Source organism: Clostridium sp. CM037 (assembly GCF_055081095.1).
In genome coordinates, this window is sequence record NZ_CM143650.1 from 2,377,647 (window position 1) to 2,392,416 (window position 14,770).

The 14,770-nt window shown below is 31.6% G+C and carries 14 protein-coding genes; 4 read left to right on the forward strand and 10 right to left on the reverse strand.

What is annotated here, in order from left to right:
* The first annotated feature begins 2 nt into the window (after window positions 1–2).
* Both ACWJKP_RS11620 and ACWJKP_RS11625 read left to right on the forward strand, forming a co-directional pair.
* Window positions 3–1,226 carry an IS91 family transposase gene (locus ACWJKP_RS11620; RefSeq protein ID WP_224578775.1) on the forward strand — a complete coding sequence of 408 codons (1,224 nt, stop codon included), beginning with the start codon at window positions 3–5 and terminating at the stop codon, window positions 1,224–1,226.
* Window positions 1,207–1,446, forward strand: coding sequence for a hypothetical protein (locus ACWJKP_RS11625; RefSeq protein ID WP_165415064.1), 240 nt, complete (start codon window positions 1,207–1,209; stop codon window positions 1,444–1,446). The genes ACWJKP_RS11620 and ACWJKP_RS11625 overlap by 20 nt, the downstream gene beginning before the upstream one ends.
* A gap of 169 nt (window positions 1,447–1,615) precedes the next feature.
* Here the strand turns inward: ACWJKP_RS11625 and ACWJKP_RS11630 are convergent, their stop codons facing one another.
* Both ACWJKP_RS11630 and ACWJKP_RS11635 read right to left on the reverse strand, forming a co-directional pair.
* Complete coding sequence (locus ACWJKP_RS11630) at window positions 1,616–3,970, reverse strand: FtsX-like permease family protein (RefSeq protein WP_165415001.1); 2,355 nt, start codon at window positions 3,968–3,970, stop codon at window positions 1,616–1,618.
* 61 nt (window positions 3,971–4,031) lie between these two features.
* Window positions 4,032–4,544, reverse strand: a complete 513-nt coding sequence (locus ACWJKP_RS11635) for a hypothetical protein (RefSeq protein ID WP_462961182.1) — start codon at window positions 4,542–4,544, stop codon at window positions 4,032–4,034.
* Window positions 4,545–4,893: 349 nt separating this feature from the next.
* Between ACWJKP_RS11635 and ACWJKP_RS11640 the strand changes: the two genes are divergently transcribed.
* A protein-coding gene (locus ACWJKP_RS11640) for an IS3 family transposase (protein ID WP_165415076.1) occupies window positions 4,894–6,002 on the forward strand; the annotation gives its coding sequence in 2 pieces (ribosomal slippage) (window positions 4,894–5,140 and window positions 5,140–6,002; 1,110 coding nt in all).
* On the opposite strand, the gene ACWJKP_RS11645 is transcribed toward ACWJKP_RS11640, so the two are convergent.
* From ACWJKP_RS11645 to ACWJKP_RS11655, 3 genes are read right to left on the reverse strand one after another with little or no spacing between them, the layout of a single operon-like run.
* Window positions 5,986–6,741, reverse strand: a complete 756-nt coding sequence (locus ACWJKP_RS11645; protein WP_462961183.1) for an FtsX-like permease family protein — start codon at window positions 6,739–6,741, stop codon at window positions 5,986–5,988. The two genes, ACWJKP_RS11640 and ACWJKP_RS11645, sit on opposite strands and share 17 nt — an antisense overlap.
* Window positions 6,741–7,487, reverse strand: coding sequence for an ABC transporter ATP-binding protein (locus tag ACWJKP_RS11650; RefSeq protein WP_462961184.1), 747 nt, complete (start codon window positions 7,485–7,487; stop codon window positions 6,741–6,743). The genes ACWJKP_RS11645 and ACWJKP_RS11650 overlap by 1 nt, the downstream gene beginning before the upstream one ends.
* A gap of 30 nt (window positions 7,488–7,517) precedes the next feature.
* Window positions 7,518–8,366, reverse strand: coding sequence for an undecaprenyl-diphosphate phosphatase (locus tag ACWJKP_RS11655; protein ID WP_462961682.1), 849 nt, complete (start codon window positions 8,364–8,366; stop codon window positions 7,518–7,520).
* Between the two features lie 417 nt (window positions 8,367–8,783).
* Between ACWJKP_RS11655 and ACWJKP_RS11660 the strand changes: the two genes are divergently transcribed.
* The gene (locus ACWJKP_RS11660; RefSeq protein WP_165415057.1) at window positions 8,784–10,079 is read left to right on the forward strand and encodes an IS110 family RNA-guided transposase; all 1,296 of its coding nucleotides are present in this window, start codon (window positions 8,784–8,786) and stop codon (window positions 10,077–10,079) included.
* Between the two features lie 281 nt (window positions 10,080–10,360).
* Here the strand turns inward: ACWJKP_RS11660 and ACWJKP_RS11665 are convergent, their stop codons facing one another.
* The 5 genes from ACWJKP_RS11665 to ACWJKP_RS11685 all read right to left on the reverse strand — a co-directional run bounded on the left by ACWJKP_RS11665 (window position 10,361) and on the right by ACWJKP_RS11685 (window position 14,769).
* Window positions 10,361–11,266, reverse strand: coding sequence for a sensor histidine kinase (locus tag ACWJKP_RS11665; protein WP_165414948.1), 906 nt, complete (start codon window positions 11,264–11,266; stop codon window positions 10,361–10,363).
* 41 nt (window positions 11,267–11,307) lie between these two features.
* On the reverse strand, window positions 11,308–12,051 hold the full coding sequence (locus tag ACWJKP_RS11670) for an ABC transporter permease (RefSeq protein WP_165414949.1): 744 nt from the start codon (window positions 12,049–12,051) through the stop codon (window positions 11,308–11,310).
* Window positions 12,044–12,964 carry an ATP-binding cassette domain-containing protein gene (locus ACWJKP_RS11675; RefSeq protein ID WP_165414950.1) on the reverse strand — a complete coding sequence of 307 codons (921 nt, stop codon included), beginning with the start codon at window positions 12,962–12,964 and terminating at the stop codon, window positions 12,044–12,046. Before ACWJKP_RS11675 ends, ACWJKP_RS11670 begins: the two co-directional genes overlap by 8 nt.
* A 61-nt stretch (window positions 12,965–13,025) precedes the next feature.
* Window positions 13,026–13,751, reverse strand: coding sequence for a response regulator transcription factor (locus ACWJKP_RS11680; protein WP_165414951.1), 726 nt, complete (start codon window positions 13,749–13,751; stop codon window positions 13,026–13,028).
* Window positions 13,752–13,788: 37 nt separating this feature from the next.
* On the reverse strand, window positions 13,789–14,769 hold the full coding sequence (locus ACWJKP_RS11685; protein ID WP_165414952.1) for a sensor histidine kinase: 981 nt from the start codon (window positions 14,767–14,769) through the stop codon (window positions 13,789–13,791).
* Window position 14,770 lies beyond the last annotated feature (1 nt).

Sequence of the window (14,770 nt, forward strand, 5' to 3'; positions counted from 1 at the left end):
TCATGAAAAAAAATAAGATTACTATAAAACAAATATTTGAAGATAATTATCCAGAGTTTTGGAAATTGAATAAAGAAAAGTATCCTGAAAAGATGAGAGAACATATGAATATCGAAGTAATGAAAATGATAGGATGTGGAGATATTTCATTAGGTTTTGTTGCGTATATATGCTTAAAATGTTTAGAAGTATTTAAAATAGGATTTACATGCAAAAGTAGATTTTGCAGTAAATGTGGGAAAAAGTACATAAGTGAATGGGTAGAAAAACAAGTAAACAAGATTTTAGATGTACCACATAGACATTGTGTGTTCACAATACCCGCTGAGTACAGAAAATATTTTTTCTGGAATAGAGAGAGTCTTAAAGACCTGCAAGACATGGTGTATGAGGTTATAAATGAGTTTGCAAATGGTGTAAACTATAAAAATAGAGAAGAATATCAAAAGAAGAAAAGGAGCAAAAAAGGAGGAGTACTTTGGCAAAGTGGAATGATTGGAGTAGTTCATGCATTTGGAAGGAATATAGGATTTAACCCTCATGTGCATGCATTGGTTCCAGAAATAAAAACAAGGAGTAACGAAGTTAAAGATATGTGCTTCTTCGACTATGAGTATTTTAGGAAGGTATGGCAGTACAAATTAATAAATTATATGATTAGTAAAAATCCAGAGAAAAAAACAGAGTACTTAAAAATGTTCAAAGATTATCCAGATGGATTTTATATAAATGCAAAATCAAGAATGAAAAGCGCAAGAGGTGCAGCAAGATATATCGGTAGATATTTAGCAAGGCCCGCGATAGCAGAATATAGAATACTTAGTTATGATGGGAAAAATGTAACGTTTTGGTATAAGAGTCATGAAACCAATGAAAGAGTAGAAGAAACAGTTACAGCGCAAGTATTTGTAGGTAGATTATTAATGCATATTACCCCTAAATATTTCAAGATGGTTAGACTATACGGAGTATATGCAGGCAGTATAAGTGTAAAAGTTCGGAAGTGTTTTGGTCTTTTGCAATACATAAAAAGTGGTCTTAAGGCAATTCAGTTCACACTAAAAATAAATTGGAAAAAGGAAACAAGAAAAATGACTTATAGAGAATTAATGATTATTAATTTTTCCAAAGATCCGAGAAAGTGTTTAAAATGCGGCCAGCTAATGGAATTGTGGCAAATATGGCATAGAAAGTATGGGTATATATATGATATGGGAACGTATTAAAAGAATTTTTAAAGGTAAAGTGAATGAGGATAGCATACCATTTCGACCACAAGAACGTGATAAAATGATACTTTTTAAATGTAAAAAATGTGGGTTTGAAGAAGAAGTGCCTGACTTTGTTGCGTTTGAATGTTATACGCCTGAAGAATATGACAAGAAAAGTGGTAGTCCTATTGTTTTGTGTATAGAATGTGGTTCAGATATGATAATTAAGAGGTGATGCCACACTATTTGTGGAGCATCACTTTAATACTCGACCGTAGGGAGATTTTGTTCTTCATACTTCTTGCTTCTAATATATTGCTCATATATATTCCTCCAATGTAAAATATTCAAATCAAAGTCTATATCCACAGAGGCACCCCGGAATGCCTTATTTTTCGGCAGTTCTAACTTCTTAAACCTACAGATAAATCATCTTCTACTGTTACTGTGCAGCACACAGATATAGTAACTCCAACTACTACAATCAGCACTAACGGACATAGCAGTAAGGTCTGCCATGCAACATTAACAAATTGAATTCTTGCAGCTCCCATAGAGGACATTGCCATACTTACAAGAAACTCCCCTAAATAACCAGAAGCCAGCACTCCAAGTATGATTCCCAATATCAGTACCATCAAAGTTCCTGCCATATATTGATGTTTAATATTTTTAGAAGTTAATCCCACACTTCGCATGATTGCAATCTGGGACATATCCTTTGCCAATAACATCTTAAGGAATAATACAGTTACCAATGCAACAATTATTAATGCAATTGCGATTCCGCCTATAACAATTGTGCTCATCTGATCAATGATATTTCCAAGAGTCTGCCCAGTATATTCTTTGATATCATTTACCTTCGCAGAATCATAGGTATTCTGATAGTAGTCCATTTTCTTTCTAATATCAACGCCGGTCGCCACATCCATGTTTACAATATACCAAAGAACGGCATCTTCATTTAAACCAAGACTAGTATCCGACTTTGCTGTTTTCCCACCATTTGTAATATCTTGATAAATACCACATACTTTCATAGTCTTTTCTGTCCCGGCAACCTTTACTACTACTTCATCTCCCACTTTCTTGTTTAATCCGTCTTTTGACGCATTTGCATAGGAAAGTGCGATTTCTCCTTCACCCTTCGTTGCTCTCCCTTCCACATAATTTAATGGAAATAGGTCAAAATCTCCGGTTTCAATATTAATATAGTCCCAGGAACCTTTAGCATTTTTGACCTGGTAGGAACATGTTATGTAGGCAGCATGCTTTTCAATATCCGAATCTTCCTGCAGCTCTTCCTGCAGCTTTTCAAAATCTTGTGTAATCGTATCTGTCTTTCGAAGATCGATTCTCATGTCGCATTTTCCTATTCCCATGTATGTGGAAAATGACCGTGAATTCATGGTGTTATACATATTTAACGGAAGAATTACAATAACCGTACATACGGCGAAAATAAAAATCAGTAACCTGTATAACTTGAAACGCTTCCATACATCCCTAATTCCCATGTAAATATTGGTGCGCAGGAATTTGTTCTTAAGCAATGGAAACCTGTATTTTCGGTTCTTTCCACGCTCCATGATATCTGTTCGCAAAGCTTGCACCGCAGAAATCTTATCGATTCTTTTCAGTACTTTCTTGCAGTACATCACAATCATGAAATATACAAATAATGGAGCTATAAGAGATAGTACATATTTTAAGTTTCCTGATAAATCCGAAGATATATAAAGTCTCATATTACCGTTAAACAGATTTACCACTACAAAGGAAAGCACATAGCCTATTATACAGGCTACCACTGACATAACTCTGTATTTGGTAATATACACCTTCTTTATATCCTTTTTGGATATTCCCATTGCTTTCATAACACCGATTTCTCTTAAATCTTCATCAATCGTTGCCAGAAACGTAAGTCTGATACAGACCGAGGATATAATAATCATCAAAATACTGATAAGTATAATTACCATCGCAACTGCCACATCTGACATAGCAGCAAACACCATAAATATCTTTGCTCCGACTGTAGGACCGTTTGCCGGAAGACCTGCGACCATATATGCAGTCAAAGCAGCCTGAGAATCCCCGTTTTTATTAAGTTTAAATTCGATAAGATATTCCAGTTCCCCTACCTGTTTCTTAAGCATTTCATCATAGTTCGCCTGATTAATAACAAACCGTTTCGAAGAAGTAAGGGAAGAGTTCATCTCATAATCTCTTGCATAATCTGAAATGACAAACTCTTTCAGGTATCCTTCACTTTTCACCGTAATCGTATCACCTATTTTTAAGTCATGTCTTTCCATGAAATAGATGGGAACCGCCACTTCACCTTCCTTTACATTCAGCTTTTCATTATTCAGATTTAATATAAAATCAAATTTCTTATTCTGTACAACAAATGAAATATCCTGTACTGTTCCAGCCATCGTTTCATTTTTACCTAAAAGGATATCATTTCCACCGAAATTTAGAAGAACCATCGTCTCCTGCATCGCTATATTCTCACGTTGCTTTTCTGTAAATTTATCTATTTCTGCCTGGTCATATTTTCCGGAATGCATCTGCGTAATGTCAGATGGGACTGCACATTTCTGAAGTTCCGACATCGACTGAACCAGATTTGCAATGATATTTGTTGCACTAGCTGCCAAAATAACTGCCATGGTTATAAATACAGACACTGCCACAGTTATGATTTTCTTCCTGCCGAAATCATTCTTTACAATTTTAAAAAACATTATTTTTTCTCCTTCCGACTATATATCTTTGCTTCGCAAGCTCTCATCATTGAAATGATTGTTATTCATCCAAACTACCTTCTGCTTCTTTCTGCGAATCCATTTCACGGATAGTCTTTGATTTAGAAACAATAAGTGCTGTAATTACAAGGCCTAGTCCGGCAAGAATTAGTAAGAATCCGATTCCTCTTGTTTCACCAGTTCCTATGACTTTTCCAACAGTATCCGCCAGCACACCGCCTTCTACCAGTGCCGGATTAAATACATAATCTGCAAGAACACCTGCCAAAACATAAGCAATTACATATCCCAGCTGTGAAATCAAAGAAATAAGTCCCCATGCTCTACCCTGTTTCTCATTATCAATGGATTTCCTTATGAGAACATCAATACTTGTAGTTGCATATGGTAGCGAAGCAAAGAATAAAAATCCAGAAATAATAATGACGGTCATGCTTGTCGTTGCACCAAATCCTGCCATAGTAATACCAGACACAATAAAGCTTGCCACCATGACATTTACATATTTGCTCTTTAAGATTCCACCGCCAATCATGATACTGGATACCATCATACCGCAGGCAACGACTGTCTGCAGAATTCCTGTTGTTTTCTCACTGGTAAAGGATAAAATCATCGGTTTTGACAGCACCTGAATAAATCCCATATAAAACATTAAAACGGAAACAAGTACAATTAACAGCATGACTCCTTTAGCCTGGAGAATAATCAGCCATCCTTCTTTTAAGTCCCTTAAAAAATTCATTTCTTTCTTAACTTGTGACTTTACCGCAAGAGATTTTCTTACGGAAAAGATTGCAACAACCGTTACAACAGAAGTGGATAGGTTATAATTAGTTGTACAATAAATATTCGGACATGGTATAATATAAAAATATGAGAAAGAGAGAGTGGTTTATATCATGGGGAGAAATGGGAAAAATTATACTGAGGAATTTAAAAAACAACTAGTAGCACTTAGGAATAATGGTAAGGTTATTGCAGAAATATCAAGAGAATACGGGGTGGCTAAATCCACTATTAATAAATGGGTTGCAGATTATAGTAGTACTGGATCATTTAAAGCAAAAGATAATCGCAGCGATGCCGAAAATGAGTTGCTTAGATTGAAAAAAGAAAATGCTAGATTAGAGATGGAAAATGATATTTTAAAGCAAGCAGCGCTGATAATGGGACGAAAATAGAACTTATTTTAGCAAATAAGTATAAATACAGTATTAGCGCAATGTGCAGAGCACTAGGCATTCCAAGAGGGTTAGTTTACTATAAACGTAAAGAACGCAGGTTTAATTCAGAGTTAGAAAATGCAATTATAAAGATTTTCAAAGATAGTAAAAATAACTACGGTACAAGAAAAATAAAGGTTGAGCTATCCAAGATAGAAATTCAGGCATCAAGAGCTAAAATAGCATGCATAATGAAGAAATATGGACTAGTATCAAATTATACTATTAAACAGTTTAAAATACATAAATCTGGTTGTAACAATGATAAAGTTGACAACATCGTTAATAGAGATTTTCAAAATAGATCCAATCTAGATGTTGTTGTAAGTGACCTAACCTATGTAAATGTTGCTGGAAAATGGCACTACATATGCCTTCTTATAAATTTACATAATAGAGAGTTAATAAGTTACTCTGTGGGCAAGAATAAGGATGCTAAGCTTGTATATGAGGCCTTTATGAGGGCAGATTGTAATCTAAGCAACATAAATATATTCCATACAGACAGGGGCAACGAATTTAAAAATAAGATTATAGATGAGGTTTTAGAAACATTTAAGATCCAAAGGTCACTTAGTAAAAAAGGCTGTCCATACGATAATGCAGTTGCAGAAGCAACGTATAAAATAATAAAAACAGAATTTGCATATGATAGAGTATTTAGCAGTTTTGAAGAATTGGAACGAGAGTTATTTGATTACGTAAACTGGTATAATAACCATAGAATTCATGGTTCGTTAGACTATATGACACCAAAGGAATATAAGGTTAAGATGTCCGAATAAAGTTTGTACAAAAAAGTATTGACAATCCAGTTGCTACAATTACCATTGTTGTTACAGGTATTATTCTATAGGCTAGTGTCTTTTCACTTGATGTAATTGATAGATAATATCCTACTGTCAATAATACTATGCATATAATTGACAAAATAATAGATGATTTTGGTTCTGTTTTTGGTTTTTTAGTTCCTTTAAGTAATCTTAAAACCATATCTTCTTTTATAACAAATGAACAAAATATTGGAATTACTATTCCTATCAATATAAATGCAATTAAAGTAATAATCATAGCTTTTACTGGAATATAAAATCCTAGTGCATTAAATCCTAATAATTTTCCACTAACTGCTAATAATATTTTTGAAAATACTATTCCCACTATTATCCCAACTACTGCTGATACTGAACTAATTATTATATTTTCAATACTTATAATCCTCTGTATTTGTTTTTTTGATGAGCCTATAATATAAAGTATTCCAAATTCTTTATATCTACTTTTTAAAAATACACTTACTGAGTAAAATACAAAGAAGCATAAAAACAAGTATGCAATTACAGTTGTAACATAAAGTGTATTTCTTATGTTATTAGGTAATTTAAGCTTCACGAAGTCAGGATGAACTATAATCATAGTAAAAGAGAATAATAGTGTCGCTGATATGCTACTGCTTAAAAAGTAAGCGAAATAACCTTTTATATTTCTATACACATTTTTAGTGTCAAACTCTCTAAAATTCATTAGTTATCACCTCCCATTAGTGCAAGTACGTCAATAATTTCCTGGTAAAATTGTTTCCTGCTATCTCCCTTATAAATTTCATTATATATTGTTCCATCTTTTATAAATAGAATTCTATTACAATAACTTGCTGAAAATGTATCGTGAGTTACCATCATTGTAGTTACTTTTTCATCTTTATTTATTTTTTCAAATAATTCCATTACATTTTTAGCAGCTTTTGAATCCAAGTTACCAGTTGGCTCATCAGCAAGTAATAGAGTAGGATTATGTATTAATGCTCTTGCAATAGCTGTTCTCTGAGCTTCTCCCCCTGATATTTCAAAAGTTCTCTTATTAATTAGATTCTCTATTCCAAGTATCTTTGCTATTCTATTAAGTTCCTCATCCTGATCTTTAACTAGTACTCCATCTAATGTTAGTGGAAGTACTATATTTTCACCAACTGTTAAAGTATCTAACAAATTGAAATCTTGAAATACAAATCCTAATTCTCTCCTTCTAAATAATGCCAAATCATCTCCCTTAAGATTTAGTGGATTTTTATCTTTTATTCTTATTTCTCCTGATGTTGCCTTATCTACTGTTGAAATCATATTTAATAATGTTGTTTTGCCACTTCCTGATGGGCCCATTATTCCAACAAATTCTCCTTCTGCTATGGCGAAACTTATATTATCCAATGCACTGAATGTTATTTTATTACCATATACCTTGCTTAAATTCTTTACATCTAAAATCTTCATATACTTAGTCCTCCTATTATATTAGGGTGATTATGTTAAGGTGATAACCTTAGTTAATACTAGTGCTCCAAGTAAAATCCCTACTACTATTCTATATACTGCAAATACTTTCATTGGCTTCTTTTTTAAGTACTCAACAAATTTTTTCATAACAATTAAGGACACTATGAAAGCCACAACAAATCCAGCTATTAATGAAATCCATAATGTTAGTGTCATTATAGAATAATCAAATTCAAATAAGTCCTTACCTGTTGCCCCTATCATAGCTGGAATCGCTATGAAAAATGAAAATCCTGCCGCTATCGGTGTTGATAATCCTGCAATCCATCCACCCATAATCGTAGATGCACTTCTTGACATTCCTGGCCACACACAAAGAAGTTGTAATATGCCAATTTTTAATGATTGTACAGGGGTTATGCCATCTATACTAGCTACTTTATGCTTCCTATCTGCAAATTTCTTTTCGATTATCAGTAGCAATAATCCACCAACTATAAATCCTACTATAACAGCTTCTGGTTTAAACAATAATTTTATTTTATCGTAAAATGTTACTCCTACAATAGCCATGGGACTCGATGCTGTAACAACATTAATCCCAAATCTAAATCCCTTTTTTCCCTCTCTTCCTCTAGTAAATATAAACTTAAAAAATTCTATTATACTTTCTTTAATCTTCTTCCAATACAAAACAACAACTGCCATTATTGCTCCAAGTTGAATTACAACTTCAAACATCTCTACGAATTTCCCTTCAAACCCAATTGCCCATCCAATTAATATCATATGACCTGTAGAAGATACTGGGATAAATTCAGTTACCCCCTCTACTATTGCTATTATGATTGCTTTTAATAAAAATATTATATCTATGTCTTATCACTCCTCGTATAATGTAGTTGTAATCATTGATAATAAATCAGTCATAATAACTACGAATGTTATCACTAATCTCTTATCTAATATTCGCAACTCATAATTTTACTTTGTTTAATCTTGTCTCAATTCTGATTACTGATTACTGTCAATTACCAATATTGGATACTAGGAACCAGTTAGTCCACAATGATATAATATCTCCTGAATAGAGAAGATAGATGTTTCACTCCTGAGCGGTAAGTAATTACCAATACTCGTAAAAAAGCGTATCATTCCATCAGTGAGTTTTCTGTGTTTTAGCTGGTTGGGTTTCCAATTTTGGAACTACCCGTGTCACAAACGAGGTTACAGCCTCATTGATAGAAGTGGAATCTTTATTCTATCTCACTTTTACAAAAGGAGATGTTATATATGTCAAAATACTTAAATAGTCTTGTAGTAGGCATTGATGTTGCTTCTGAATTCTCTTTTGCAGCATTCCTTGCGCCTGACGGCAGTAAATATCGGAAGCCTTTTAAAATCTTCCATACTGCTGAGGGTTTTAAATACTTTATTGAGCAAATAAAAAAAGCAGAAGAAGAGTTTTCCACAAAGCCTGTGTTCTTTATGGAGTCCACAGGCGTGTATCATCTAACTCTTTTCCACTTTCTAAAGGATAACAATTTCGAAACCTTTGTTATCAATCCTCTTGTTACTAATTGTAACAAAAATAAAGACATTAGGAAAGTGAAAAATGATAGAAATGATGCATTATCTATCGCAAGTTTAGGAAAATTTGAAGATATCAAGGTATCATCCGACTCTGACATCAACATTCTCACTTTAAAGCTATTAGTACGCGATTACTATAAGCTTATTGATACTAGGTCAGTATTTAAAAAGAAACTTAGTAGTTCTTTGTGCATAACTTTTAATGGATATCAAAATGTATTTTCTAATACCTGTGGATTAGTTTCAATTAACATATTGAAAAAGTATCCTAATCCACAGGCAGTTATTTCAGCTCCAAAGCAAGATATTATAGATATTTTGATTAATTCCAGAAAGGGTATTAAGTGGGCTGAAAAAAAATACACTAAGCTCATAGAATCGGCTGAGAATGCTCAATTTGTTAGTTTAACATCACCATGGTTATCAGTTTCTATTACCACTTCTATATCTATCTACGAGGCCATTGATGGTGAAATAGCTACGCTTTTAGCAAAGATTGAAGGGTTCATAAACAGTGATCAAATGTCTCCTGCTTTTCGTAAAAATATATTATTACTAATGTCGATACCAGGTATTGGATATAATACAGCAATAACAATATTAGCCGAAATTGGTGCCATTGATAGATTTATCACGCCTAAGCAGCTTGTTGCTTTCTTCGGAGTTGATCCTGCTGTTAATGAATCAGGTAAGTTTAAGGGCGATAGAGTTAAAATATCCAAACGTGGTACAAGGTTTGGTAGACGAGCTCTATATGCTGTTGCCTTAGCTTCTATTAGGATGAAGCGTAATGGAGAAGCTACTAATCATATTTTACTTAAATATTACAAAGAAAACTTAAAGGGCAAGAAGGCAAAAGTAGCTTTAGTAGCAGTTATGCACAAGCTTATCAAATATCTATTTGCGGTTTTAAGAAATCAACAAGAGTACCAAATTAGAGACCCTAAATTACACCAAAAGATGTTTTTAGAAAATAAAACTGTTCTAGCTGCCTAATTAACTATACCACCTCCCTTTTTTTACCATCATTCGTGTTTCGAAATGGTCTTTTTGTTGAGCCTAAAATTAAACTAAATAAATTTCAAATTAATAGTTGACTTTAACTAGCTGGTCTTACAAACTAATTATTACTTTATATATAGTTTATAATAAAAATGTATAAGGTACTATCTGCAAAGCTTACAGGAATGTGACATGGTTGTAAGCTTTGCAATTATTAGTTGTTGCAGCTCCGCAGGAGACAATTTAACACCCTAAAAAAAGCATATAAAATAATATTATTTTATATACTTCCATTCACATATTATAGAAATCCTATTTTCTTCGAGTTTTGATATTATAACTCCATTCATCTTTTCCATTAAACTTTTTACAATAGACAGCCCTAGTCCTACACCATTTCCCGTTCTCACCTTGTCTGCCATATAGAATCTATCAAACATATGTAATACATCTTTTTCATCAATGCCTATACATATATTTGAAATTTTAAAAATAACTTTAGCATCACATTCTTCTAATTTTATTTCAATAACTTTCTCAGCATATTTTAATGTATTAGATAGCAAATTATCTATTATTCTCTCTAGACTATCCTTATCCCCCATTATGAAAATTGGCTTATCCGAAATGCTTATTTTTGGTTCTATCCCTTTGCTCTCAAAAGATTCATAAAGTGATAAAATTTCGTCACGTACTATATTAGTTAAATTTACTTTTGTCATCTCTAATTCATAATCTTCAGTCTCTATTGAAGCTAACTCAAAAAAATCATTTATAAGAACATTTAATTTATTAGTTTTGTTTTCAATTATCTCTAATGCCTCTTCTTTACCTATGGTATTCTGCTTAAGAAGTTTTAAATATCCTATTATTGATGTTAAGGGGGTCCTTAAATCATGAGACATATTAGCTATCCCTTGTTTTAATGTATTTTCAAACATTACTTTTTCTTGTTCATTTCTTCTATAAAGTTCTAAATATTCATTAATTTCAAAAGCTAAATCTTCTATATATTTATCAGCTATTTCAGTATTAACTTTTTTATTGGTTTCTCGTACTCTAAAGTTTTTAATTTGCTTAGTTATAGCTCTTATTTCTCTTTTATATAAATGTAACTTAATAAGAGCTACTGTTGAAATTAATATCATAAAAACAATCATTAAAATAATAGCTAAATACATCTCATTTCTCCTACTCATATAATAAAATTTTTACTTATCTTTTACTTAATATCTTCACGCCCTACATAGAACATACTCACTCCAATTGTTATAATAAAAGTTAAAAGTGATGAAATTACCCCAAGTATAATCTCTTCTTTAGGTGCAAATCTCGATATTGCCCCTCGCCCAGCAACATAAGGAAGAATATATGCACCTATATTTGAAAAAGACAATTGAAGACTCAAAAAGAATATAACTGGTGAAACAAATGTACAAAGAGCACTCTTTGTTATCATAGCAATCATAGCAATTATGCATATTGTTGCTGCATTATACATTATTCCAACAATAATTACTCTGGTTAAATATAAAATAGCACTTAAATTTAAGACTTCACAAAATCCATAAATTGTTGAAACATGTATAACTAAAATTGTTGTATAAATTATTTCTAAAAATAAACAAGCAATTATAAATACTATTAATTTACTTAATATAACCTTACTTCTCGTATATCCATAACTGAAACTTTTACTTATATTATTATTCTTAAAATCTTTAGCAATAAATTCTCCGCCTAATAATGCAAATATAAAACTAGTATATATAATATATTCGAATGCGTATTCTATTGAAGATGATCCATTCATAAGAAAATTAAGATGTACTTTCTGCAGTCGTTGTATATCCTTATCCCATACAGTAATTAAAAAAAATGAAAGCAATATCGCCATAAATATCATTCCAATAAAATATCTGCTTTTTCTTAATTTATAAAATTCTCCTCTAATTAGATTACTCATTATCTTCTCCTCCAACTAACTTAGTAAAATAATCCTCCAGAGATTCACCCATTTGCATTATTTCTTTAACTCCTATGTTATGTTTAGATAGAGCCATAGTAATCTTTTCTCCATCAAATTCATCATATATTCTTATGATATTATTTGGAAAAACTTCAAAATCTTTTATTCCAATCTCATTTTCTAAAATAACTGAGACATCCGAAGAATCATTTACTTTCAAATGAAGATAAGTTCTACATTTATTTGAAAGTTCATTAGCCGTCATTACATCAATTAATTTTCCATCATTTATAAAACCATATCTATTGGAAATGTGAGTAAGTTCAGATAACATATGACTTGATATTAAAATAGTTGTTCCTCTTTCTTTGTTTAATTTAAGTAAAAGCTCTCTTATTTCTTTTATTCCAATTGGATCTAACCCATTCATGGGTTCATCTAAAACCAAAAATTCTGGTTCACTTAATAAAGCCATAGCAATTCCTAGTCTTTGTTTCATTCCTAATGAGAAATTCTTGGTTTTCTTTTTCGCTACATCCTTAAGTCCTACTAAATTTAAAGTCTCATTAATACATTTGTTTCCTGGAATTCCTCTTTGAATTTTGACAAGTTCAAGATTTTCATCCGCAGTCATATTAAGATAAAGAGCTGGTGATTCTATTAATGTACCAATTCTACTTCTTTCCTTAATAATCTCTTTCTCCCCACTATGTCCAAATAGTTCAACTTGTCCATTGTTAGGTATAACAAGACCTGTAAGCACTCTAATCATAGTTGTTTTTCCAGCACCATTTTTCCCTATAACTCCATATATATCACCTTTTTTAATATTTATGGACAAATCATCTAAAACTTTGTGATTACCATATGTTTTTGTAATGTTACTAGCTCTAATTACATACTCACTCATTTTTATTACCTCCTTATGAATCATGCTTTTATCATAACTAATGTTTCATAAGAAAACTTTGCTAAAGTCTTTCAAAAGTCTTAATTTTTCTTAATTTATACCCCATTGCCCAAATTGTTTCTATGTAATCTTCACTATTATTTGCACTAGATAGCTTATTTCTTAATCTACTCACATGTACATTTACAGTATTATCATCACCTAAAAATTCTTCTCCCCATATACTTTCAAAAATATTAGATTTACTGTATACCTTATTGGGATTAGTTAATAATAATTCTAGTAATGCAAATTCTTTTGCAGTTAACGTAACTATAGTTTGTCCCACTTTTACTTCTTTACTTTCTGTATTTAAACTAATATCTTTATAATGCAAAATATTATCTCTATTTTTCTTTCCCTCATCGGTGAAAAATTCTAAATATCTTCTCAAATTACAATTAACTCTTGCAACCACTTCATCTGGATCAAATGGCTTACAAATAAAATCATCAGCCCCACTTTCTAATACTTCTATCTTAGTCTTTTTAGATGTTTTTGCACTTACTACAATTATTGGAGCTTTTGTGATTTCTCTAATTTTTAATATAGCTTCTTCTCCACTAATCCCTGGGATCATCAAATCTAATAAAATCATATCCCACCGTTCATTTTCTACACACATTAAAGCTTCTGTCCCTGAAAAAGCTGCGCGAGCTCTATAACCCTTATTTTCAAGAATACTACAAAGCAATTTATTAATATCATTTTCATCTTCAACTACTAAAATCTTAGCTCTTTTATCCATATTCCACCCCATTATAATCTATATCTAAAACTATTTTTCATTTTATAAATCTTATTGTAACCACTGTTCCTTCATGCACAGTAGATTCTATCGCTATTGCATGGCCTAAATTTACACACACCTCTTTGGCTATATATAATCCCATACCCGTTGATTCTCCATAGCTACGTCCATTCTCTCCAGTAAAGAATAGGTCAAATACCCTTTTAATATCTTTCCTTGGGATTCCTATTCCCTCATCAATAACACTTAATTTAATTTCTTTTCCATTTTTCAATGCCTTTATAATCAATTCTTTTCCCGTGCCTTTTGAATACTTTACACCATTAATAATAAGTTGATCTAATACAAATTTTATCCACTTCACATCACTATATACTTCAATATCTTCATCTATTTCTACTCTAGGAATTATTCTATTTTTTATGAAAAGCTTCTTTTCTTCATTTACTGTACCAAGAACTAACTGCTTCAAAAAAATTTGCTCTGCTACAAAATCCTTTTGGAAAGAATCTATCCTTGCAAAATTCATTGCCATATTTAAACCTTTATTTAATTTATTAACCTCTTCTTCTATACCTAGCGCCTTTTCTTCTCCTGCGTATTCTTGAAGGAGAAGTTGTATTACAGAAAGAGGTGTCTTCATTTGATGTACCCACTGATTTATAAAAGTTAAATGCTCATTATGATTCTTATTACACTTTTGTATTTCAGCTTGATATAAATTATGTTGCTTCTTTAATATTCCAGAAATGTTTTGACTCAAATCCGAACTATCAAGTTCCAAAAAAGCATCATTTAGACAATTTAATCCATTTCTTAATAATTTGTATAACTGTCTATTTTGATAATACCTAAAAGCTAAAAAGCATACCAAAATAAATGTATTAAATACCAGTATATAAATGATTTCACCAAACTCTATAAACCCCATAATATTACAATACATAACTGTAAGAGCTAAACTTAATAAATATGTAAAAACATAAGCTCTATTATCCTTTAAAAATAATTTCATA